This is a genomic window from uncultured Bradyrhizobium sp., from assembly GCF_947648125.1.
GTDB lineage: Bacteria > Pseudomonadota > Alphaproteobacteria > Rhizobiales > Xanthobacteraceae > Bradyrhizobium.
This window is the reverse complement of the sequence record NZ_CANSMR010000001.1, coordinates 52,751-74,433: the sequence shown is the minus strand read 5'-3', so window position 1 is coordinate 74,433 and position 21,683 is coordinate 52,751. Positions and strand designations below refer to the sequence as shown.

The window sequence follows — 21,683 nt, the reverse complement described above, 5'->3', positions numbered from 1 at the left end:
ACCATGAACATCGAACTGCCACGCGACCAACTCGACCTCACCTCCGCCATTGCCGAGGGCGACATCCGCTGCCTGTTGATGGTGCTGGTCCACATGACCGGCGCTACGCGCTGGCTCGAGCCGCCCTATCTGCCCAAGCGCGACATCCGCCTCATTCCCGATCCCGAGGCCGGCGTGCCGAGAGAGATCCAGGATGAAATCCGTGCGGCGGTTGTCAAGCTGTTTGCCAACGGCACGTCCCAGCCGGTCATCACCGATCCCGGCGAAGAGCTGCTCCTCAAGATGATGCGCGCCTGCCTTGGCGAGAACGTCGCGCCGGAATATGCGCCGCTGATGCGAGAGGAGATGGGCTTTGTGCCGCGCGAGGCGCGCTGGCGCCATCGCCCCTCCGAGGAGAAGCTCGCCCAACAGCACGTGCTGATCGTCGGCGCCGGCGTCTGCGCCATTGCGCTCGGCGTGGCGCTTGGCCGGCTAGGCATCTCCTACACCATTGTCGAGAAGAACGCCGAGCTCGGCGGCACCTGGTGGATCAACCGCTACCCTGGCTGCGGCGTCGACACGCCGAACCATTCCTATTCTTATTCGTTCGGCTCACGGAATGCCTGGACGCGCTATTTCTGCCAGCGCGAGGAACTGCTCGCCTATCTCCAGAAGGTTGCGGACGAATACGGCATCCGCAAGCACCTGCGCGTCAACACTGAGCTAACCTCATCGCGGTGGGACGAAGGCAAGCGGCGCTGGATCTCGACACTCAGGACCCGAGACGGCGAGGAAATCTTCGAGTCCACCATCCTGGTCTCCGCGATCGGCCAGCTCAACGATCCCTCGCGCGCGCATTTTAGGGGCGAGGAAGACTTCAAGGGACACATCCTGCATTCGGCACTGTGGTCCGAAGACATTGAGCTCAATGGCAAGCATGTCGCCGTGATCGGCACGGGCGCGACCGCGATGCAACTCGTTCCGACGATCGCCGACCGGGTCGCTTCCGTCACCGTCTACCAGCGCACCGCGCAATGGGCTCGTCCCGTCAAGGGCTATTCAGACCCGATCACCGAGGGTGCGCGGTGGCTGCTCGCGCATCTGCCGTTCTACGTGCAGTGGTATCGCTTCAACATGTTCTGGCGCTATGGCGATGGCCTATTGCCGTTCCTGCGCAAGGACCCGGCCTGGCCGCATCCCGAACGCTCCGTCAACAAGGGCAATGACCGGCATCGCCAGGAACTGACGGACTTCATCCTGTGGGAATTGAAAGATCGCCCCGATCTGATCGCAAAATGCGTGCCGACCTACCCTCCTTACGGCAAGCGCATCCTGCTCGACAACAACTGGTTCAGGACGCTCACGAAGCCGAATGTCGAACTCGTCACCGACCCGATCGATCACCTCAGCCGCGACGGCATCGTGACTGCGGACGGCAAGCGGCGCGCCGCCGACATCATCGTCATCGCCACCGGCTTCAAGGTCACCGAGATGGCGGCCCGGCTCAACATCACCGGGCGCGACGGCAAGAACCTCCGCGACACATGGGCGGACGACAACCCGACTGCCTTCCTCGGCCTCACCGTGCCTGACTTTCCCAACTTCTTCTGCATGCTCGGTCCGAACTCCGGCCCGGCACATGGCGGCAGCGTCATCTTCCAGTCGGAATGCCAGAGCCGCTATATTTCCGCCTGTCTCGTCGACATGATCGAACAAAATGTCGCGGCGATTGACGTCCGCCAGGATGTGCTCGACGACTACGTCCGCAAGGTCGATGCCGAGCATGAAGCAATGATCTGGACCCATCCCGGCATGACCACCTACTACCGCAACAAAAGCGGCCGGGTATTCTCAGCGATGCCCTGGCGGTTCGTCGACTACTGGCGGCAGACGCATGATCCGGATCTGCGCCACTATCACCAAACGAAGGCATAGAAATCATGTATCAGCCCCCCGTTCGGATCTATGCCGAGAACCAATCGGAGTCCGATCGAATAAAGAAACTAGCCGAGAAAGAGTTGTATCCGACGGTATTCGATGTCTGGGTCGACTCTGGCCGCGACCTAAAATACTCGCGGGAGCTCTGGGACTATTTCTGCTTAGTAGTGTCGCCTGTCATGATGGAGTGCATGCCGGATGAGGAGGAATTCATCGGGATCCTGCTGACGGAGCAGAATCGAAGGCACCGTCTACGCGGGTGACAAAGAGACCGGTCTTCCCTCGATCGCCGCAACGCCCATGCATCGCGTAAACTCTAAAAGTCGCCGATCGCGATCTGTTTGAAAGGCCCTGTAACAGCGAAGCGATACGAGCCCCGACATGAAGCACAGTCTCCCTAGCCACCTCTGCGGGGACTCTCTGTGGCGCTCTTCGTTCGAATCCCAGCTTCGCTTATCGTCCCACGGCGTGTGCTTGCATCCGGCCTGCTGGCTGCTTGCCGGCTACGGATCCGGTTTCCTGAGCACTTGTATGGGGAAGCGGCTACCTGGTACGCGCCAATGATCCCCCACCCAGCAATATGGTTATGTGGCGCGGATTGTCGCGACTTGCTGACACGGGTTGGGTGCCGTCGTTGGGGGCAGAAATTGTGGGTAATTGAAAGCCGGTGAGGACCGCGTAGCGGCCACTCAAGGCGGCTTGATCGAGTTGCTTGTTTCGGTCCGTATGCTGTACCGGGCCTTGCTTGCCTCAAGACCGCTCAACATGCGCAAGATAATGGCTGGCAGATGCTTGACCGCCAAACCGAACAATCACGTGAAGCAGCGACGGCCTGATGGCTCGCCCCCAGTGGCGGCCCCACTGGGGGCCGCTCTGGCAGAGCCGCCGCTGCTGTTTCGTTCTCAAGTCGAGAAAATCTGTACCACGAAAACACCAAGCGCCCCCCACACCTCTAGCTGGCGCGGTGCTGGAAACATGTCGAGAACGACTCGTGAAATCCCGGCCTGATGCTCGCCTCGTAGCGCGAGCGAACCAGATCGTCGGAGATCAGGTCGCGATTATATACAAAGAACTCAGTGAGCAGGCGGTGCATGCTTTCAATGCCGGGCTCGTAGCCCCAAACGGCATCCAGCCCTTCCGTAAGCTCGAATTCCAGACCGGCCGATCCCATCAGCACTATCCGGTTAACCCGCTCGGGATGGCGTGTGGCGAGTGCGAGCGTCAGCGCCCCGCCGAAGGAATTGCCAACAAAATGTGCTTTCTCGACCTCGAGCCCGTCCATCACGCCAACGATGTGATCGACCCAGAAATCGAGCGTGAAAGCCTGGTTCCGTTTGCGTTGCGTACATCCGAAGCCGGCCGCATCCGGCGCGGTGATGCGAAAGCTCGGACAGTGCAGGGATGTGAAACCAGATTGCAGCAAGATGGTCTAGCCTTGCTATGCGGTCGCGGGCTTGGCATGACTACCAACTCGCAGATGGCCTTGTCACCCCCCAAGATAGGCTTCGCGTACGAAGGGGTGGTCCAGAAGGTCAGCTGCGTTTCCTTCTAGTACAAGCTCGCCACGTCGCAACACATAGGCACAATCCACGGAACGTAGACTGAGCTGGACATTCTGCTCGACAAGCAGAAGACTCAATCCGCTGCCAGTCAATCTGCCGAGCGCTTCGAATATTTCACCGACCACCTTTGGCGCGAGTCCAATCGAAGGCTCGTCAAGCATCAACAGGCGCGGGCGCGTCATCAACGCCCGACCGATCGCGACCATCTGTTGTTCACCGCCCGACAAAGTACCGACGCGTTGGGCCGATCGCTCCCGCAAGCGCGAGAAAAGATCAAAAACGACCTCGATGCTGCGCTGTCGCTCGATCTTTGGCTGTCCCCAGGTCGAAGCCGCGACGAGATTTTCGGTCACGGTACAGTCCGGAAAAAGCAAGCGTCCCTCCGGAACAGTTGCAATGCCGGCGCGGGTGCGCTGATGGACTCTCATACTCTCGATCGGCACCCCGTCCCATTGAACCGATCCACCACGCAGTGCCAAAAGGCCGTTGATTGTACGCACGATTGTGCTCTTGCCGGCACCATTCGAGCCGACCAACGCGATGCGACGCCCCTCGGGAACTGTGAGGGAAACGTCACGAACCACATTCACCTTGCCATAGCCGGCGCTGATGCCCCGAACAATCAGATTGCTCATGACCAGGCTACCGCCTCGACCTTGCCGAGATAAGCTTCCTGCACGCGCGGATCACGGATGACATCGAGCGTCGCCCCATGCGCCATGACCTCGCCGAAATTGATGACGACGGCCCGCGAGCACAACGAGCTGACGACCGGGATGGAATGCTCGACAACGACGAGCGCCACACCCTGCCGGGCGATCTCCCGAAGCTCCTCGCAGATCGCTTCCGTCTCGGTCGCGGTCAATCCGGCGAGCATCTCGTCCAGCAGCACCATCCGCGGCCGCGTCGCCATTGCGCGGGCGATCTCGAGCCGGCGCAGCTGCGCAATATTCAGCTCGTCGGCGCCGACATCGGCATAGTCGTCGAGCCCGACCTGCTTCAGCATCGCGCGCGCGACGGCATCCGCGCCGGCGTTTCGGCGTTCGTGCACATAGGCGGCGACACGAACGTTGTCGGCCACCGTCATCCCGAGGAAGGGCTTGACGATCTGGAAGGTCCGTACCAGGCCCGACCTGCAGATCTCATGCGGGCGAAGTCCGTCGATCCGCCTCTCCTGGAAAATGATGCTGCCGGAGGTCGGTTTCTGCGCACCGGCAATACAGTTGAACAGGGTTGTCTTGCCGGCGCCGTTTGGTCCGATGATGGCGAAGATCTCGCCGGCCTCCACCGAAAATCCGACATCGTGCAGGGCACGGAGCCCACCAAAGGACTTGCTGACCCCTTCGAGCTGCAGGAGCTGGTTCATGACGGCAGCTCCGCAGCCGCCTTGGCTTTGCCGATGCGGCCGACCACCCAACCGCTGACCCCCTGCGGCAGAACGAGCGCCAGCCCGATTAGCAGCACGGCATAGAAGATGACCTCGCTTCCCTGCAGAAAGCTGAAATTCCGCAGGAACATGCCGAACGGCACCAGCACGGCGGCGCCGACCAGCGGCCCCCAGAGCAGGCCCATGCCGCCGACGATGGCATAGACCAATAGCTGCACCGAGATGTCGACGCCGAGCACCGATCGCGGATCGACGAAGGCGACATAATGCGCATAGAACGCGCCGCACACGCTGGCGACGCCGGCGCTGATGGCAAACGACAGCACCTTCATCGCCATCGCATTGACGCCGAGGGCCTCCGCGGCATCCTCATTGTCGCGCAGCGAGCGCCAGTAATAGCCGATCCGCGACCGCATCAGGAATTGGCCGGCAAGCAGCGTGAGGGTCAGGAAGCTGCCGATCATGAGGCCATAGGGCCACTTCGCGATGAACTGCAAGTGCAGTTCCGGATTCTTCGCCAGCGGCAGAATGATTCCGTCGGAACGACCGAGCGCCGTCGTCGCGGATACCGCAAAGAAGGCGATCTCACCGCAAGCGAGCGTAGCGATCGCGAAGAAATAGCCCTTCAACCCGTAGCGAAAGCACAGCAGTCCAATCACAATTGCGACCGCGATCGACAGTCCGATCCCGATCGGCCAGGTCACGAGCGGCGACCATTGATGGGCCGTATATCCCCAGGCCACGCTATAGGCGCCGATTCCAACGAACAGCGCATGGCCAAGCGACATCAATCCGGTCAACCCCGCCATCAGATTCCAGGCGACCGCCAGCGTGCCGTAAAAGCAGGTCAGAATGAAGATATCCATGTAGTAGCCGTCGGTCAGGGCGGCGGCGAACGCCACAATGATGACAGCGATGATGATTGCGACAGCTGCAAAGTCCCGCATCAGCGCATCCTTGCGCTCATCAGGCCTTCCGGCCGGATCAACAGAACCAGGAGCAGGATCGCAAACGGGACGGCAGCGGAGATTGCAGCCGAGAACCAGGCGGCGGCAATGCTTTCCGCGAGACCCACCAGCAGCGAGCCGATCAGCACTCCGCTGAAGCTGCCGAGACCGCCGACGATCACGATCACGAATGCCTTCAGGGTGAACAGCGCCCCCACCATCGGATTGACATAGAGGATCGCCGCCATCAGCGGCCCGGCGACCCCGAGCGATCCGATACCGATCGCCATCGCCCATTTGTAGACCGCGGAAATGTCGATTCCCGACAACGCGGCACCGTCGCGCGACTGAGACACTGCGCGCATGACGAGCCCAAGATCGCTGCGGCGAAGAACCAGATAGAGAAGGCCCAGCAGCGAAAGCGACGCGACGCAGGCAATCAGTTGCGGCACCTGGATGATCGCGGGCCCGATGGCGATGCTCGCCGTGCTGCGCGGTTGCGTGATCAACCTGTTGTTTCCGGTGAACATCATCAGCGCCATGTGCTGCAGCAGCATCGACAGGCCCAGCGTCACGGCCATCTGGTTGATGTCCGGCACGTTGAGCGCAAACCTGATCAACCCCTTGTAGAGGCCGACGCCGATCAACATCACGACGGGAGTCACGATGACGACGGCGAGCACCGGATCGATGCCGAAGGCCGACCACGCAAAGAAGCCGCCATACATCGCGATCATTAGGAATTCGCCGTGAGCGAAATTGATGATCCTCATGATGCCGAACACGAGCGTGAGGCCGACCGCAATCAGCGCATAGATCGATCCGTTTGCCAGACCGCTGATCACGGCTTGCAACAAGATTCCTATCGTCATGCCGATATTCCAGCTAGAGGAAGGACGTCCGGCCAGAAGACGTCCTCCGCGAGGGCGCTCATTTGCGTGGCTTGAACGGTTGCGCCGCAAAGTTCGTCGGCCAGACGGTGACGAACTTGCCGTCGATCACCTGGGACATGACATTGCTCACGTGGTTCTGGCCGCTCTCATCGAAGGCCAACGCATCGTTCGGCAGCAGGGTCGCCGGCCCATCCTTCAGCTTCAGTTGACGCAAGGCATCGCGGATCGCCACCGGGTCCGCACTGTGCGCCGCATCGGCGCCGAGCGCTGAAACCCACGTCGCGGCAAAGGCTTGCGCCGAATTGCTGAGCGGGAGCGCCCCGTAGGCCGCCTTGTACGCGTCGGCGAACGCCTTCGCGGCCGGGTTCTTGAGATCCGGCATCCACTCCACGACGCCGAAGGCACCTTCGACCAGGTCGCCAAGCTCAAGCAGCGTCGGATGGGTGTGGCCGCCGCCATAGCCGAGAATGTAGGGACGGTATTGCTGCGCAGCCATCGAACGGACCAGCACGCTCTCATCGTCGATATAGGCGACGATCAGGACCAGATCTGCGCCGCTCGCCTTGATCTTGGCAACCTGGGTCGACACGTCGGCCGAACCGGTCCGGAAGCTCTCGTCGGCGACGAGCTTGATACTCTGCGCGGCCAATTCCTTGCGATATCCGGCAGAGACGGTTTGCCCGAACGGGCCGTCCTCATAGGCGATCGCGACCTTGTCGAGAGCAACGCCGTGCTGACGAAGATCGCCGATGAACGCACCCACATCCTTGGCCGCCCAGGAGCCCTTGGGGCTGACCCGAAAGACGAATTGCATGCTCTGCTCGGTGATCGCATCGGTCACGGCGGAGGTGACGACAAAGGGAACCCGATAGCGTTCGGCGACCTGCACTGACGGAATCGTGGTTGCCGAGGCCCAGGCGCCGAGCACCACGCTGACTTTCTCCCGCGAGATCAGCCGCTCGGTCTCGCTGCGGGCGACCTCCGGCTTGGACTGCGTGTCGGCGACGACGAGATTGATCTTGGCGCCACCCAGCCCGGCAATTCCGCCGGCGTCATTGATCTGCTTGGCGGCCAGCTGGTGCGCGTTCAACAGGCGAGTGCCGTCAGCAGCAGACGTCCCCGTCAGCGGCACCAAGACGCCGATCTTCAATTCGCTCGCGGCATGAGCCGGTCCCGCCGCGCCGATCGCCATCGCGACGAGCGGCAAGAGACAACCCCAGATCAGTCGCTTCATAGTCTGTCCTCTCACTTGATCTGTATAATTGACCGCTACTGGCAGGTGAATCCGCCGTCGACCAGCAGCTCGATGCCGGTCACATAGCTCGCATCGTCCGAGGCGAGCCACAGCGCGGCATGCGCGATCTCTTCGGGCCGACACAGCCTGCGCAGCGGTACGGACTCGAGAAACTTTGCCTGCGACGCCGCCGCCTTCACCGGATCGCGATCGCGGCTCATGAATTCCAGAAGCATCGGGGTGTCCGTGACACCCGGACAAACCACGTTGACCCGCACCTTGTCGGGAGCGAAGGTCTGGGCGAGCGACTTGGTGAGCCCGACGACGGCGAACTTGGCGGCCGAATAGACCGGGCTGAACCGGGAGCCGACGATTCCCGAGACCGATGCGGTGAAGATCACCGAGCCGCCGCCGCGCCTGCGCATGTGGCCGACGACCTCGCCGGCGGCGAACACCGCCGAGTCGACATTGAGCGTCATCGCCTTACGATAGGCATCCAGATCGAGATTCTCGATGCCGGCGGGCCCTGGAATTCCCGCATGAGCCCACAGAATGTCGATCCCGCCGAGCTTGTCGGCGGCGGCATGCACGCTGCCGCGCGCGCCATCGACGCTCGACAAGTCCGCCTGGATGGTCTCGATCGGCGTGCCCTTGGCCGCCATCTCGGCGGCAAGTGCCGCCAGTGCCGCGGCGTTGACGTCAACGGCTGCAACGCGCGCCCCCTCTCGCGCGAACAGCTCGACGCCGGCCTTCCCCATTCCGGACGCGGCGGCAGTGATGACGGCGAGCTTGTTGGCCAAACGCATAACGTTTCCTCCGAAAGTTCGGTTCAATTGATATAAGGATTGGGAAACTGGCCCGTGGTGCTGATCACGGTAGTGCGCGTCTCGAGATAGTTGTCGAGCGCCTCGATGCCGTTCTCGCGGCCCCAGCCGCTGCTCTTGAAGCCGCCATAGGGCGTACTCCAGCGGATGTAGCGGTAGGTGTTGACCCAGACGATCCCGGCCCGGATCTGCGCGGCCACGCGATGCGCGCGCCCGACGTCACGCGACCACAATCCGGCAGTCAGGCCATAGCTCGTATCGTTGGCGATGGCGACTGCTTCCGCCTCGCCGTCGAACGGGATGATGGTCGCCACCGGACCAAAAATCTCCTCGCGCGCAAGACGCATGTCGTTGCGGGCACCGGCGAAGACTGTCGGCTCCACGAAATAGCCCTGCGCCATGTCGCCATGCTCAATACGCCTGCCGCCGGCAACGAGCTCCGCGCCTTCGGCGCGGCCGATTTCGATATAGGACAACGTCTTCTTCAGCTGCTCGTCGCTGGCTTGCGGCCCCATGTGCGTGGCTTCGTCGAGCGGCATGCCGACGCGAACCGAGGCAGCACGGAGGGCGAATTCATCGACCACGCGATCGTAGATCGGCCGTTCGACCAGCACGCGCGATCCGAGCGCGCAGCTTTGCCCGCATACCGCCCACGCCGAACTGGTGGCGGCGTTGAGCGCCTGCTCGATATCGGCATCGGCAAACAGGATATGCGGCGCCTTGCCGCCGAGTTCGAAGGAAAAGCGCTTCAATGTATGCGCGCCGGTCTTGAGAATGGCGCGTGCGGTGTCGCCTTCACCGGTGAAGGCGATCTTGTCGACCCCGGGATGAGAGACGAGATGCTCGCCGGCACCGTCCTTGCCGTAGCCCGGAACGACATTGACCACGCCCGGCGGGAAGCCGGCCTCCTCGATGATCCTGCCGAGCTCGAGCGCCGTGACCGGCGTCAGCTCCGCGGGTTTGAGTACGACGGTGCAGCCGCTCGCCAGCGCGGGACCAAGCTTCCAGGTCGTGGTGAGCAACGGCGCGTTCCAGGGGGTGATTGCGCCCACAACGCCGAGCGGCTCGCGCGAGGTGAACACATGGACACTGTCGTCCATGGGAATGGTCCGCCCCCAAATCTTGTCGCAGAGCGAGGCGAACCAGAAATACCAGTTGTGATGCGCACCGACGTCGGCACGCGCCTCGCGTAGCGCACGGCCGGAATCGCGGCTTTCAAGGATTGCGAGCTCGGGCGCCCTGCGCTGATATATCTCCGCAAGGCGACGCAGCAGTGCAGCGCGCTCCCAACCCGGCATCTTGCGCCAGGGACCGTTGAAGGCCTCGCGGGCCGCAGCGACGGCGCGATCGACATCGCGCTTGCCGCCGTAGGCAACGAGCGCCCACGGCTTCCCCGTCGACGGATCGATGCTCTCGATCTGTCCGCCATCCTGCGGGGCGACCCATTGCCCACCGATATAGAGGTGCTCATAGCGGGCTAGCGACGCCGCGCCGCGGGATGTCGGAATCATGACACTTATCCCCTGTTGTTGCGCCGCCGCCTTCGTGCCTCCGGGGCGAGCACGCGCACGGGTCGACCCCTTCGCTCCGAGAGGCTCGGCCAGTCTCGCCGCCTTGGGCGGTCACCCGTCGGTAAGCTTTGAAAGGATCGAGGGAATGCGGACGCGAGGACGCGGACGGTCAGCACCTTATGGGCCTTCGACACAACTCCTCCCCGTGACGGTTCTTACACTTGCTCCGGCGGTGCGTTCGCCGAGCCCCGATCGCAGATGTACATATCTGTGCAATTTTAGTTCGTCAATATGTACAAATAATTCAAAGCCATTTTTCCAACCGGCATCCAGGAATGAGAAGACACAGGTAGATTAGAGCGATAAGCTATGAATGCACGGCAGAGTGCATTGCAGATCCAGCAACTTTCTGCTTTTGTTATTCACATATGTGAACTACAGGGAATGCAAACACTGAGTTCGTCTTAAGCGCAGCCGGCTATTTCACGATTCCGGCAGAGCGAAGCTGCGCCGTCCTCGCCCGATCGACACCCCATGCTTCCAGGAGTTTCGTCGCATCCATCGTGCATTCTCGGGCGCTGCGCGGGCGCGCTGGAACACTACGGCCAAAGCGCGGCCCCGGCGCCGGCTGCACGACGCCGTCGATCTCGACGAAGGTCCCGCGCGCGCGGTTGTGCAAATGGTGGGGCGCCTGCAGCGCCGACAGCACGGGAGCGAAGCAGACGTCGGCGCCCTCCAGCACAGCGCACCATTCCTCCTGCGTTCGCTGGGCGAAGATGTCAGCGAAGACTCTCTTCGAGTCCGGCCAGGCCGCAACGTCGTCGAGATCAGGAATTTCCGTCTCAGCCAGACCAAGGCGCCTGAACAGTTCACCCCTGAACTTTGTCTCGATCGGAGCGATGCTGATGTATTCGCCGTCCGCGCACCGATAGACCTCGTAGTGCGGGGCGCCGGAGTCGAGCAGGTTGGTGCCACGCTCCGGGCCGTGCAGGCCGGCACCGAACATGCCGTAGATCGAGCTCATCAGCGTTGCCGCGCCGTCGACCATAGCCGCGTCGACCACTTGGCCGCGACCGGAGTGCTGACATTCGATCAGGGCACAAACCACGCCGAACGCGAGGTAGAGCCCGCCGCCGCCGAAATCCCCGACCAGATTCAAGGGCGGTGTCGGCGGCTGACCGGCGCGCCCGATTGCATGCAGCGCGCCGGTCAGCGCGATGTAGTTCAGATCATGACCGGCGGCTTGCGCGAGCGGACCGGTCTGGCCCCAGCCGGTCACGCGTCCGTAGACCAGCCGCGGGTTGACGTCGAAGCAGTCCTGGGGACCGAGGCCAAGCCGTTCCATCACGCCCGGGCGAAAGCCCTCGATCAGGCCGTCGGCGCAGCGCACGATGTCGCGCACGCATGCAAGGCCGTCGGGATGCTTGAGGTCGACCGCCACAGACGGGCGCCCCCGCGCCAGCACATCGAACTGCTTGGGTTTGGCGATACCGAGCCTGCTTGGCTCGAGGCGATCGATGCGGATGATGTCGGCGCCAAGATCGGCAAGCAGCATCGCAGCCATCGGCGCCGGACCGATGCCTGCGAGCTCGACGATCCGCAAGCCTTGCAACGGCCCGTGGCGGTCCGCCTCGCCGCCGACTTCAGCAACATCGTTCATCAACGTCCCTCAACCTTCCTCGAAAGTGCTTCACGGTGCTCGGGCGCGGCGATCGCGATCATCCGGTGCGCGCGCTCGGTGAGGCTCAAGCCGCGCAGTTCCGCCACGCCCCATTCGGTCACGACGGCATCGACATCGGCGCGCGGCGTCGTCACGGTCTCTACGACCGCAACGATGCGGCTCGTGCCATCGGACGCTGTCGCAGGCAGCGCGATGATGGCGCGGCCTCCAGGTGAAGCGTTGGCGCCGCGCACGAAGTCGAGCTGACCGCCAATTGCGCCGACGGCAACGCCGCTCAACGTCTCGGAGTTGACGCTGCCGTCGAGCCCGACCTGCAATGCCGAGTTGATCGCGACCAACCGGTTGATCTTCGACAGCACGTCCTGACTGTGGGTGTAGGACGCCGGCCGGACGGCGATCACCTTGTTTTCATGCGCGAAGCGGTAGAGGCGCTGCGTGCCGATGAGCTGATTGGTTATGGTGATGCCGGTATCGCGGCCCTTGCCTGCATTGGTGACGGCGCCGCGCTCGATCAGATCGACCACTGCATCGTTGATGAGGCCGGAATGGATGCCGAGATTGCGGGCATGCGACAGGCAGGACAGGATCGCATCCGGAATCTTGCCGACCCCGAACTGCAGCGTGCTGCCATCGGCGATCAGGCTTGCCGCGCGCGCGGCTATACGCCGCGAAACATCATCCAGCGGCGTCGACGGCAATTCAACGGGCGGGCGGCGGGCGGCAACGCGCAAGTGTATCGACACGTCCTCGGGCCATTCGGCGCCGTACGTCCAGGGCGCAGCCGGATTGATCTCCGCAATGACCATACGCGCGCTGCGCGCCGCGTCGATCACATAATCATTCGACAGACTCGCGCTGAGCCGCCCGTCGCGGGATTGAGCGAGCTGTACAAGGACCACATCGGCGCGGTGCCTTCCGCAAACGAAATCGGCGCAGAAGGCGCTGTAGCTGCTCGGGATCACGTCGAGCTTGCCGGCCCGGGCAAGCCTGCGCGTATTGCCGATCACGCCATAGCTCAGAAACGAGATCTTCGAAATGCTTTCGAGAGAAAAGGTCTCGGAGAATACGGGGCCGACGAGCATGCGGTACGGCGGCAAACGGTCCGCCTGCGCGACCAGTGCCTCGGTGAGAGTCCGCGGCTCCGCGGTCGCTTGCCCACAGACCACGAGATCCCCCTCCCGGATCAGGCCGCCAAAGTCGATCGATCTCGTGTCGTCGGGCATGGGCGTCTGCGACAGCTCAGTCCATTGGTGCCAGTCGCCCCGAACGCTCGCCCAGAAAAGTACGGAGCTGGGTCTTCACGACCTTGCCGTAGCTGTTCTTTGGTAATTCGCTCGTGACGAAATAGTGCTTCGGCCGCTTGAAGCGGGCGATCCATTCGCCGCACATCCGGTCCAGCTCTTCGCGCTTAACCATCCTACCGGCGACAGGAACGACGACGGCCACGACTTCCTCGCCCCATTCCGGATGCGGTTGGCCGATCACCGACACTTCGGCGACAGCTTCGTGCCGAAGCAGGACCTCCTCCACCTCGCGCGGATAGATATTCGTACCTCCGGAAATAATGACATCCTTGGAGCGGTCCTTCAGGGTCAGAAAACCATCCGCATCGAAGGAGCCCATATCGCCGGTATAGAGCCAGCCGTCCCGCAAAGTGATCCTCGTCGCGTCAGGATTCTGCCAGTAGCCCGACATCACAGTATCCCCGCGCACGATGATCTCACCGATCATGCCGGGCGCCACGTCAGCTCCTGCGTCATCCACGGTTCGGACCTCAACGACGCTCTGCGCAAAGCCGACGGAAGCCAAGCGCTCCTCGTAGCGCGGATGGCCATCATCGACATGCATTTGCTTGGGCAGAAACGTGATGGTCATCGGCGTCTCGCCCTGGCCGTAGATCTGGGCAAGCTTGGGCCCGAACACATCGAGCGCTGCCTTGCAGTCGGCGACATACATCGGACCGCCGCCATAAATGATGGTCTTCAGCCCCGGCGCATGCGTGCCTGCGGCTCCCGCCGCCACGGTCAGGCGCCGGACCATGGTCGGCGCCGCAAAGAAGGAAATGCCGCCCCGCCTGGCAGTCAGCTCCAGGATCTCATCGGGCTCGAAGCGGCCGCTCTCCGGAATGATCTGCGCGCCCATCCCGAGCACATGCGGGATCATATAGAGACCGGAGCCGTGCGACATCGGTGCAGCATGCAGCAGCGCTTCGTCCGGCACGAGTGGATTGATCTCCGCGAGATAGTTGAGCGCCATGGCAAGCAGATTGCGATGACTGAGCACAGCCCCCTTCGGCCGGCCCGTGGTGCCGCTGGTGTAGAAGATCCAGGCCGGGTCCGTGGCGGAGACATCGGCGACACCGATGCCCTCGGTCTTCTCCAGGCCGCGATACTCGGCCGAGCCGATCTCCACCACACGCGGCTTCGTGGCGCTCAGCGCCAATGCGTCCGAGGCAACTCCGGCCATGTCCTCCGTCACGAACGCGACGGCCGCAGCGGAATTCTCGAGAATGAACGCGACCTCGCGCGGATGCAGCTTGGCATTGACGGGGACCGCGACCAGCCCGGCATGCCAGCAGGCATAGAGACAAGCGACATAGTCGGGCACGTTCTTCATGAGCAACGCGACCCGATCGCCCCTCGCAAGGCTGAAGCGTTGACGTAACGCGGCGGCCAGGGAGGCAGTCGTGGCCGCAAGCCGGCCGTAGTCCGCGACCGGCACGAGGCCCTTGAGAAGCGACGGCGCAGATGCATTGACCTTGGCGGCACGCAGCAGATGGTGAGCGAGGTTCATGTCGGTTCGGCCCAGAAGCTTTCGCGCGGCGGCCTAGTATGATTTCGCGAGTCCGAGCACCTTCTCCGCGATGAAGCTCAGCGCCAGCTGCGGGCTGACCGGGGCGATGCGAGGGATCAGGATCTCGCGCAAATAGCGCTCGACGTGGAACTCCTTGGCATAGCCGAAGCCGCCATGGGTCATCACCGCCTGCTCGCAGGCCTGGAAGCCGGCTTCGCCCGCGAGATATTTTGCAGCGTTGGCCGCCGCACCGCAGGGCATGCCCTTGTCGTACTGCCAGGCGGCCGACATCACCATCAGCCAGGCAGCCTCGAGCTCGACCCAATTCACGGCGAGCGGATGCTGGATGCCCTGGTTCTTGCCGATCGGACGGTTGAACACGACACGCGTCTTGGCATATTCGGTCGCGCGCGACAGCGCGAGCTTCCCGAGCCCCACCGCTTCCGCGGCAATCAGGATGCGCTCTGGATTCATGCCTTCGAGGATATATTCAAAGCCGCGGCCCTCCTCGCCGATCCGGTCCTCCATCGGGATCTCGAAATCCTCGAAGAACAGCTCGTTGGAATCGACGATCTTGCGACCCATCTTCTCGATCTCATGGACCTTGATTCGCGTGCGGTCGAAGTCCGTGTAGAACAGGCTCAATCCGTGCGTCGGCGAACGCACCTCCTCCAGCGGCGTGGTGCGCGCGAGCAGGAGAATCTTGTGCGCGACCTGCGCGGTCGAGATCCACACCTTCTGGCCGTTGACGATGTAGCGGTCGTTCTTGGCGACCGCGCGCGTCTTCAACTGCGTGGTGTTGAGGCCGGTGTTGGGCTCGGTGACGGCAAAGCAGGCCTTTTCACGACCCTCGACCATCGGCGGCAGCATGCGCTTGCGCTGCTCCTCGGTGCCGAACACGACGACGGGGTTGAGCCCGAACACGTTGATGTGCACCGCGGAGGCGCCCGACATGCCGGCGCCGGATTCCGCGATCGTGCGCATCATGATCGCGGCCTCGGTGATGCCGAGGCCGGAGCCGCCATAGGCTTCCGGCACGCAGATGCCGAGCCAGCCGGCGTCCGCGAGTGCTTTGTGAAAATCGTGCGGGAAGCCGCCCTCGCGATCCTTGTTCAGCCAGTAGGCATCGTCAAAGCCTTCGCAAATCTTTGCGACGGCATCGCGGATCGATTCCTGCTGGTCGGTAAGCGCGAAATCCATGATTTTGTCTCCTTGTTGGAGCCGCGGCGGCTCAAGCTTGATTAGCGGCCCATCTGCGAGGGTAGCCAGAGAATGATGCTCGGAAACGCCACCAGGATCGCGATCGCGATCAGGTGCGCGATGAAGTGCGGGAAGGTGCCGTGAAACACCTCCGCCACCGGCCGCTTGGCATAGCGCGCAACGATGAAGCAGTTCAGCCCGACCGGAGGGGTGATCATGCCGACCTCTGCGGTGACGATCTTGATGACGCCGAACCAGATCGGATCGAAGCCGAGCATCTTGATCAGCGGCAGCACGATCGGCACCGTCAGCACCAGGATCGCGATCTGGTCCATGAAGGAACCGAGCACGATGTAACCGCAGAGGATGAGCGTGATGATCATCCAGCGCGAGGTCGGCAAGCTACCAATCCAGGCGACGAGATCCTGCGTGACATGGGTGAGCGTGAAGAAATAGCCGAAGATGGAGGCGCCGACCAGGATCATGATGATCATGCAGGTGCCGTGGCAGGCCCGCAGCAGCGTCCTGTACAGCGAGGACGGCGTGATCTTGCCCTTCACGATCGCGAGCAGGAAGGCGCCGAACGCGCCGAAGGCGGAGGCTTCCGTCGGGGTCGCGACGCCGAGATAGATCGTGCCTGTGACGATCGAGAACAGCACCACCATCGGCGAGACCTGCCACAGCAGCGCGAACTTCTCGCGCCAGGGCACCGGCTTCGCCGCCGGCGCGCGCGACGGATCCTGCCAGACCAGGAAATAGATCGTGGCCATGATCGTGATCGTCACCAGGATCGCCGGGATGATGCCGCTGATCAGGAGCTTGCCGATGTTGACTTCCGCGAGCAGGCCGAAGATGACCAGCGCAACGCTGGTCGGTAGCAGCATCGACAGCGTCCCGGAGATCGCGACGACGCCCGCCGCCATCTTCGGCTCGTAGCCCTGGCGGATCATCGCGGGCAGGCTGGTCGAGGACAGCGTCGCGGCGGAGGCTGTCGAGGTGCCGCAGATCGCGCCGAAGCCTGCGCCCGCGAGCGCGGTGGCCATGCCGAGTCCGCCGGGAATGCGGCCGACCCAGGCGGAGGCCGTCTTGAACAGATCGTCCGCCACGCCCGAGAGCAGCACGAGATCCGCCATCAGCAGGAACATCGGGATGGTGATCAGCTCGTAGGACGACACCGTCGAGAGCGGCGCGGTCTGCAGGATGCCAAACAGCGTCGGGAAGCCGCCGACCATCACAAGGCCGACCGAGCCGGAAAAGGCCATCGCAAAGCCGACGGGGGTACCGATGGCGAGCAGGCAGAACAGCAGGGCAAGCACGATAAGAGGTGTCATCTGCCGCTACTCGAACGTTCGGGCTTCGCCGATGCCGGTCACGGGCGGCAGCGGATAAAAGTCGCGCCCAGTGACGAGGCTGAGCACATTGCCGACGAGCTGCAGCGCCAGCCGCAGCACCAGTACGCCACAGCCGAACGGCACCAGTGCAGCCGAAATCCAGGTCGGCCAGGGGATCGCACCCGCGAGCACGTCATGCTGCTCGTAGTTTTCCATCGCGCGCTCGAAACCGACCTTGCAGATCAGGATGAAGACGAACAGGCCGGCCAGCCCCGTGACGATCTCCGACAGCCGCCGCCCCGCCAGCGAGAAGCGCGACAGCAGGATGTCGACGCCGACATGGGCGTGCTCGCGCAAGGCATCCGACAGGGTGAAGAAAAACACACCAGCCAAGAGATAGAGCCCGATCAGGTCGTAGGTGAAGGAGAACGGACGATTCAGGGCGTAGCGCATGAACACGTCGGCGACCACCAGCACCATGATCACGAAGAGAAAGACCACCGCGATCACGGTCAGCGCGCGCTCGAGCGCCGAAAGCGCATCTCCTGCCCGTTTGATCACTTCGGACGCCTCCTACTTCGCGCCGCCGGCGGCGAGCAGGCCGTCGAACTCCTTCAGCGCAGCCGAAGCCTGCTTGCCGCGGCTGTCGTGTCCGGCCGCCCACTCCTGCCCAACGCCCTTCAGCTTGTCCTTGATCTCGGCGCGCGTCGCCTCCGGCAGCGGCTCGAAGGAGACGCCGCTCTGCTGCAGGTGCGCCTTGGTCGCGTCCTGCTCCTTGTCGACGTCAGCGCAAGCCTTCGGCTCAATCGCCTCGGAGGCCTCGTCCATCGCCTTCTTCACGTCTTCCGGCAGCTTGTCCCAGACCGACTGGTTGATGGAATAGGCGACGATGAAGCTGCCGAAGCTGACGCCTTCGGTCGCGTGCTTCACGAGCTTGTCCAGGCCATAGGCCACGACGCTTTCCATCGGGAACAAGAGCCCGTCCATCGTGCCTCGCGAGAGCGACTCATAGGCGTCGGGTGCGGCCATGCGCACCGGCACCGCGCCGAGCGCGCGCAGCGTGAGATCCTGCGCGCCGCCGGTGGTGCGCAGCTTCAATCCCTGCAGGTCCTTCGGCGTTTCGACCTTCTGCTTGGCGGTCCACACCTGATAGGGCGGCAGCACCACTTCCATCAGCAGCTTGATCTTGTTGGGCGCATATTCGCGGCTGGAGAGCAGTCCCTCGCGCGCCGCCTTCCAGTAGGCGAGCGTGCCCTGGCAGCTCGTCTCGAACGCACCAGGCAATTGCGCGACTTCCGACAGCGGCATCTTGTCGGAGACATAGGACGGAGCGATGTAGCCGATGTCGACGACGCCCGACTGCGTCAGCCGCAGCATGTCGGCGGCTTTGCCGATCTGCTGGTTCGGATAATAGGTGAAGGTCACCGCGCCGTTGGTCCGCTTGGTGACCTCGTCCATCCACGGCTTCAGCATCAGGCGGACGAGATAGTGGCCGGCAGGAAAGGAATCGGCGACCTTCAGCTCCAGCGCCTGCGATGGGGCCGATGCCAGCAGGCTCGTCAGCAGCAGCGCGAGAAGCGCCCCGGATGATCGCAAACCCTTCTTGCCCAAGCTCTTTTTGTTCATTTGCGCCTCCCTCTGACGTCCCGTTCCCGAATAGCCGCAGCGTGATCGCCATCTCCTGTTCGGCAGGTCAAATACACAAATGTGGATATAAATGTCAAATACGAGAATTTTTGTGTCAATTTGCTTACGGGTTTGGGGCCAAGGAATTGACATGCTACATTTGTGAACCATAGATACATATCTGTGAACTTTGAGACCAAGAGACCATGGGACCGCTTTCCGGCACGACGATCCTCGACCTCACCTCTGTCCTGATGGGTCCCTATGCCACCCAGATCCTCGCCGACATGGGTGCGAACGTCATCAAGGTGGAAAGCCCCGAGGGCGATATCGTGCGGCAGATCGGCCCGGGCCGAACGCCGGGCATGGGCGGCATGTTTCTCAACGTCAACCGCGGCAAGCGCAGCATCGTCATCGATCTCAAGCATCCGGAAGGACGCAACGCCCTGCTTCATCTTGCACGAGAGGCGAACGCGGTCGTCTACAACGTGCGGCCACAGGCAATGGCCCGGCTTGGGCTCGGATATGAAGAACTCGCGGCGATCAATCCCGCCATCGTCTATGTCGGTGTATTCGGCTATGGCCAATCGGGCCCCTATGCCTCGAAGCCCGCCTATGACGACCTCATTCAAGGCGCATCCGCAGTTCCCACACTGACTGCGGCGGCCGGCGACGGCACACCGCGCTACGTGCCCATCACCATGGCCGATCGCATCGTCGGTCTCATGGCTGTAAACGCCATTCTTGGCGGGCTGATGCACCAGCAACGCACCGGTCAAGGGCAGCGCATCGACGTGCCGATGTTCGAATCGATGGCGGAATTCGTGCTGATCGATCATCTGGGCGGACTGACCTACGATCCGCCACTCGATGGCGGCGGCTATTCGCGCCTGCTGTCACGACACCGACGCCCGTACCAGACCCGTGACGGACATATCTGCGCGCTGATCTACAACGACAAGCAATGGCGCAGCTTCTTTGAGAGCATCGGCCGACCGGAACTCCTGAACGATCCCCGCTTCGCGAGCCATGCGGCTCGACTGAAGCGCATCGACGAGATCTACGAGGAGGTCGGTCACATCTTTCTTGAGCGCACCACCGCCGAGTGGCGCGATTTGCTGGAACGCGCGGACATCCCGGTCATGCCGATGCACACGCTCGAGACCATTCTCGACGACCCGCATCTCGACGCAGTCGGCTTTTTCAGGACGGTTGAACATCCGGTTGAAGGACAGATCCGGCAGATGCGAGTGCCCTCCACCTGGAGCGTAACTCAGCCGGAAGCACGGGGGCCGGCGCCGGCGCTGGGCGAACACGGACGTGACATCCTGGCTGATGCAGGCTTCTCAATCAACGAGATCGACCGGCTCGTGCAACAAAAAGCAGTTCACCTGGCGACGCGGCCTTGATTTGCGGCAAAGCGGGAAATCAGACAACACAGGGAGAGAAACGCGATGGCCGGACTTTATTTCGAGGATTTCAGCATCGGGCAGGAGTTCAGGCACGCCCTGACCCGCACCGTGACCGAGATGGACAACACCATGTTCAGCCTGCTGACGCTCAATCCGCAGCCGCTGCACATCGATGCACATTTCTCGGCAAAGACTGAATTCGGTCAGCGCATTTTCAACAGTCTTTACACCCTGGGGATCATGATCGGCATGACGGTCTATGATACGACGCTGGGGACCACAGTCGCCAACCTCGGAATGACCGACGTGACGTTTCCGAAGCCGGTCTTCCATGGCGACACCCTGCGGGCAACGACCAAGGTGCTCTCCTTGCGCGAATCCAAATCGCGTCCCAAAGCGGGCATCGTGGAGTTCGAACATCACGCCTACAACCAGCACGATGAGGTCGTGGGCAAGTGCCGCCGCATGGCGATGATGCACAAGAGGCCAGTCTGATGCGTTCCATGCTGTTCGTGCCGGGTGATTCTCCGCGCAAGTTCGAGAAGGCGAGCGAAGGCAACGCCGACGCGCTCATCATCGACGTTGAGGACTCAGTCGTCGCGGATAAGAAGGACGAAGCGCGCAAGCTGACGCTGGCGATGCTGAAAGGCCGCCGCGGGCCGCACCAGCTCTATGTCCGCGTCAACGCGCTCGACACCGGCATGACCTTGACCGATCTCGCCGCGGTGATGCCTGGCGTGCCCGACGGCATCGTGCTGCCGAAATCGTCCGGCAGCGACGACGTGCGGCAGCTCGCGCTCTGGCTCGATGCCTTCGAGGCAGCGGCCGGCTCCGCGGCCGGCTCGACCCGCATCGTCTGCGTGGCAACCGAAACCGCCGGCTCGATCTTCGGCCTTGGCACCTACAAGAATTGCTCGCCTCGCCTCGCCGGCCTGATGTGGGGCGCGGAGGATCTGGCCGCGTCGCTTGGGGCGACGGAAAACGGCAGCGGCGGCGTATTCCACAGTCCGTATCGCCTGGCGCGCGACATGTGCCTGATCGCCGCAGCCGCCGCCGAGGTGACGGCAATCGACACCGTTTTTACCGACATCGACAATCTCGCCGGCCTCGAACAGGAGACCCGGATCGCGCGCCGCGACGGCTTCTCCGCCAAGGCGCTGATCCATCCCAAGCATGTCGACGTCGTCAATGCCGCATTCGAGCCGACCGCGGCCGAGCGCGCGTGGGCCGAGAAGATCGTGGCGGCCTTTGCCAGCAATCCGAATCTCGGCACCTTGCGTCTCGACGGCAAAATGATCGACAAGCCGCATCTCCGGGCTGCTAGGAAGGTACTTGGCCTGTGATTCATATCGGTAGCTGAGCAGG

19 protein-coding genes are annotated in these 21,683 nt (G+C 62.8%); 4 read left to right on the top strand and 15 right to left on the bottom strand.

All coding sequences use genetic code 11. The features are described 5' to 3' along the window. Positions 1–3 precede the first annotated feature (3 nt). Entirely contained in the window at positions 4–1,914 is a 1,911-nt protein-coding gene (locus Q0030_RS00340; RefSeq protein WP_298361833.1) for an NAD(P)/FAD-dependent oxidoreductase, read from the top strand. Between the two features lie 955 nt (positions 1,915–2,869). Here Q0030_RS00340 and Q0030_RS00335 read toward each other — a convergent pair. The 15 genes from Q0030_RS00335 to dctP all read right to left on the bottom strand — a co-directional run bounded on the left by Q0030_RS00335 (position 2,870) and on the right by dctP (position 18,906). Then, positions 2,870–3,340 carry an alpha/beta fold hydrolase gene (locus Q0030_RS00335; protein ID WP_298361830.1) on the bottom strand — a complete coding sequence of 157 codons (471 nt, stop codon included), beginning with the start codon at positions 3,338–3,340 and terminating at the stop codon, positions 2,870–2,872. A 63-nt stretch (positions 3,341–3,403) separates the two neighbouring features. Next, positions 3,404–4,114 carry an ABC transporter ATP-binding protein gene (locus Q0030_RS00330; protein ID WP_298361827.1) on the bottom strand — a complete coding sequence of 237 codons (711 nt, stop codon included), beginning with the start codon at positions 4,112–4,114 and terminating at the stop codon, positions 3,404–3,406. Beyond that, entirely contained in the window at positions 4,111–4,845 is a 735-nt protein-coding gene (locus Q0030_RS00325) for an ABC transporter ATP-binding protein (protein ID WP_298361825.1), read from the bottom strand. The genes Q0030_RS00330 and Q0030_RS00325 overlap by 4 nt, the downstream gene beginning before the upstream one ends. Then, positions 4,842–5,813 (bottom strand): branched-chain amino acid ABC transporter permease, encoded by a 972-nt coding sequence (locus Q0030_RS00320; protein ID WP_298361822.1) that lies wholly within the window; start codon positions 5,811–5,813, stop codon positions 4,842–4,844. Before Q0030_RS00320 ends, Q0030_RS00325 begins: the two co-directional genes overlap by 4 nt. Continuing rightward, positions 5,813–6,685, bottom strand: coding sequence for a branched-chain amino acid ABC transporter permease (locus tag Q0030_RS00315; RefSeq protein ID WP_298361818.1), 873 nt, complete (start codon positions 6,683–6,685; stop codon positions 5,813–5,815). Before Q0030_RS00315 ends, Q0030_RS00320 begins: the two co-directional genes overlap by 1 nt. A 58-nt stretch (positions 6,686–6,743) precedes the next feature. Continuing rightward, complete coding sequence (locus tag Q0030_RS00310) at positions 6,744–7,940, bottom strand: ABC transporter substrate-binding protein (RefSeq protein ID WP_298361815.1); 1,197 nt, start codon at positions 7,938–7,940, stop codon at positions 6,744–6,746. A gap of 35 nt (positions 7,941–7,975) precedes the next feature. Then, a complete protein-coding gene (locus Q0030_RS00305; protein WP_298361812.1) occupies positions 7,976–8,746 on the bottom strand; it encodes an SDR family oxidoreductase in 771 nt (256 codons plus the stop codon). 23 nt (positions 8,747–8,769) lie between these two features. After that, a complete protein-coding gene (locus Q0030_RS00300) occupies positions 8,770–10,275 on the bottom strand; it encodes an aldehyde dehydrogenase (RefSeq protein WP_298361809.1) in 1,506 nt (501 codons plus the stop codon). A gap of 478 nt (positions 10,276–10,753) precedes the next feature. Continuing rightward, positions 10,754–11,935, bottom strand: a complete 1,182-nt coding sequence (locus tag Q0030_RS00295) for a CaiB/BaiF CoA-transferase family protein (protein ID WP_298361806.1) — start codon at positions 11,933–11,935, stop codon at positions 10,754–10,756. Beyond that, a complete protein-coding gene (locus tag Q0030_RS00290; RefSeq protein WP_298361803.1) occupies positions 11,935–13,179 on the bottom strand; it encodes an acetyl-CoA hydrolase/transferase C-terminal domain-containing protein in 1,245 nt (414 codons plus the stop codon). The genes Q0030_RS00295 and Q0030_RS00290 overlap by 1 nt, the downstream gene beginning before the upstream one ends. Before the next feature lie 16 nt (positions 13,180–13,195). Beyond that, a complete protein-coding gene (locus Q0030_RS00285; protein WP_298361800.1) occupies positions 13,196–14,749 on the bottom strand; it encodes an AMP-binding protein in 1,554 nt (517 codons plus the stop codon). Between the two features lie 33 nt (positions 14,750–14,782). Next, on the bottom strand, positions 14,783–15,949 hold the full coding sequence (locus tag Q0030_RS00280; protein WP_298361798.1) for an acyl-CoA dehydrogenase family protein: 1,167 nt from the start codon (positions 15,947–15,949) through the stop codon (positions 14,783–14,785). Between the two features lie 41 nt (positions 15,950–15,990). Then, entirely contained in the window at positions 15,991–17,280 is a 1,290-nt protein-coding gene (locus Q0030_RS00275; RefSeq protein ID WP_298361795.1) for a TRAP transporter large permease, read from the bottom strand. A gap of 6 nt (positions 17,281–17,286) precedes the next feature. After that, positions 17,287–17,841, bottom strand: coding sequence for a TRAP transporter small permease (locus Q0030_RS00270; RefSeq protein WP_298361793.1), 555 nt, complete (start codon positions 17,839–17,841; stop codon positions 17,287–17,289). 12 nt (positions 17,842–17,853) lie between these two features. Beyond that, the gene (gene dctP, locus Q0030_RS00265; RefSeq protein ID WP_298361790.1) at positions 17,854–18,906 is read right to left on the bottom strand and encodes a TRAP transporter substrate-binding protein DctP; all 1,053 of its coding nucleotides are present in this window, start codon (positions 18,904–18,906) and stop codon (positions 17,854–17,856) included. 206 nt (positions 18,907–19,112) lie between these two features. Between dctP and Q0030_RS00260 the strand changes: the two genes are divergently transcribed. Genes Q0030_RS00260 through Q0030_RS00250 form a run of 3 tightly spaced genes read left to right on the top strand, consistent with a single transcriptional unit; the run spans position 19,113 to position 21,661 of the window. Beyond that, entirely contained in the window at positions 19,113–20,315 is a 1,203-nt protein-coding gene (locus tag Q0030_RS00260) for a CoA transferase (RefSeq protein ID WP_298361787.1), read from the top strand. A gap of 45 nt (positions 20,316–20,360) precedes the next feature. Beyond that, entirely contained in the window at positions 20,361–20,813 is a 453-nt protein-coding gene (locus tag Q0030_RS00255) for a MaoC family dehydratase (protein ID WP_298361784.1), read from the top strand. Beyond that, positions 20,813–21,661, top strand: coding sequence for a CoA ester lyase (locus Q0030_RS00250; protein WP_298361782.1), 849 nt, complete (start codon positions 20,813–20,815; stop codon positions 21,659–21,661). Before Q0030_RS00255 ends, Q0030_RS00250 begins: the two co-directional genes overlap by 1 nt. The last annotated feature ends 22 nt before the right edge of the window (positions 21,662–21,683 follow it).

Excerpts from the sequence above, each read along its gene's own strand:
- Q0030_RS00340 (WP_298361833.1), top strand. The coding sequence starts at position 4 with ATGAACATCGAACTGCCACGCGACCAACTCGACCTCACCTCCGCCATT.
- Q0030_RS00330 (WP_298361827.1), bottom strand. The coding sequence starts at position 4,114 with ATGAGCAATCTGATTGTTCGGGGCATCAGCGCCGGCTATGGCAAGGTG.
- Q0030_RS00325 (WP_298361825.1), bottom strand. The coding sequence starts at position 4,845 with ATGAACCAGCTCCTGCAGCTCGAAGGGGTCAGCAAGTCCTTTGGTGGG.
- Q0030_RS00320 (WP_298361822.1), bottom strand. The coding sequence starts at position 5,813 with ATGCGGGACTTTGCAGCTGTCGCAATCATCATCGCTGTCATCATTGTG.
- Q0030_RS00315 (WP_298361818.1), bottom strand. The coding sequence starts at position 6,685 with ATGACGATAGGAATCTTGTTGCAAGCCGTGATCAGCGGTCTGGCAAAC.
- Q0030_RS00310 (WP_298361815.1), bottom strand. The coding sequence starts at position 7,940 with ATGAAGCGACTGATCTGGGGTTGTCTCTTGCCGCTCGTCGCGATGGCG.
- Q0030_RS00305 (WP_298361812.1), bottom strand. The coding sequence starts at position 8,746 with ATGCGTTTGGCCAACAAGCTCGCCGTCATCACTGCCGCCGCGTCCGGA.
- Q0030_RS00300 (WP_298361809.1), bottom strand. The coding sequence starts at position 10,275 with ATGATTCCGACATCCCGCGGCGCGGCGTCGCTAGCCCGCTATGAGCAC.
- Q0030_RS00295 (WP_298361806.1), bottom strand. The coding sequence starts at position 11,935 with ATGAACGATGTTGCTGAAGTCGGCGGCGAGGCGGACCGCCACGGGCCG.
- Q0030_RS00290 (WP_298361803.1), bottom strand. The coding sequence starts at position 13,179 with ATGCCCGACGACACGAGATCGATCGACTTTGGCGGCCTGATCCGGGAG.
- Q0030_RS00285 (WP_298361800.1), bottom strand. The coding sequence starts at position 14,749 with ATGAACCTCGCTCACCATCTGCTGCGTGCCGCCAAGGTCAATGCATCT.
- Q0030_RS00280 (WP_298361798.1), bottom strand. The coding sequence starts at position 15,949 with ATGGATTTCGCGCTTACCGACCAGCAGGAATCGATCCGCGATGCCGTC.
- Q0030_RS00275 (WP_298361795.1), bottom strand. The coding sequence starts at position 17,280 with ATGACACCTCTTATCGTGCTTGCCCTGCTGTTCTGCCTGCTCGCCATC.
- dctP (WP_298361790.1), bottom strand. The coding sequence starts at position 18,906 with ATGAACAAAAAGAGCTTGGGCAAGAAGGGTTTGCGATCATCCGGGGCG.
- Q0030_RS00260 (WP_298361787.1), top strand. The coding sequence starts at position 19,113 with ATGGGACCGCTTTCCGGCACGACGATCCTCGACCTCACCTCTGTCCTG.
- Q0030_RS00255 (WP_298361784.1), top strand. The coding sequence starts at position 20,361 with ATGGCCGGACTTTATTTCGAGGATTTCAGCATCGGGCAGGAGTTCAGG.
- Q0030_RS00250 (WP_298361782.1), top strand. The coding sequence starts at position 20,813 with ATGCGTTCCATGCTGTTCGTGCCGGGTGATTCTCCGCGCAAGTTCGAG.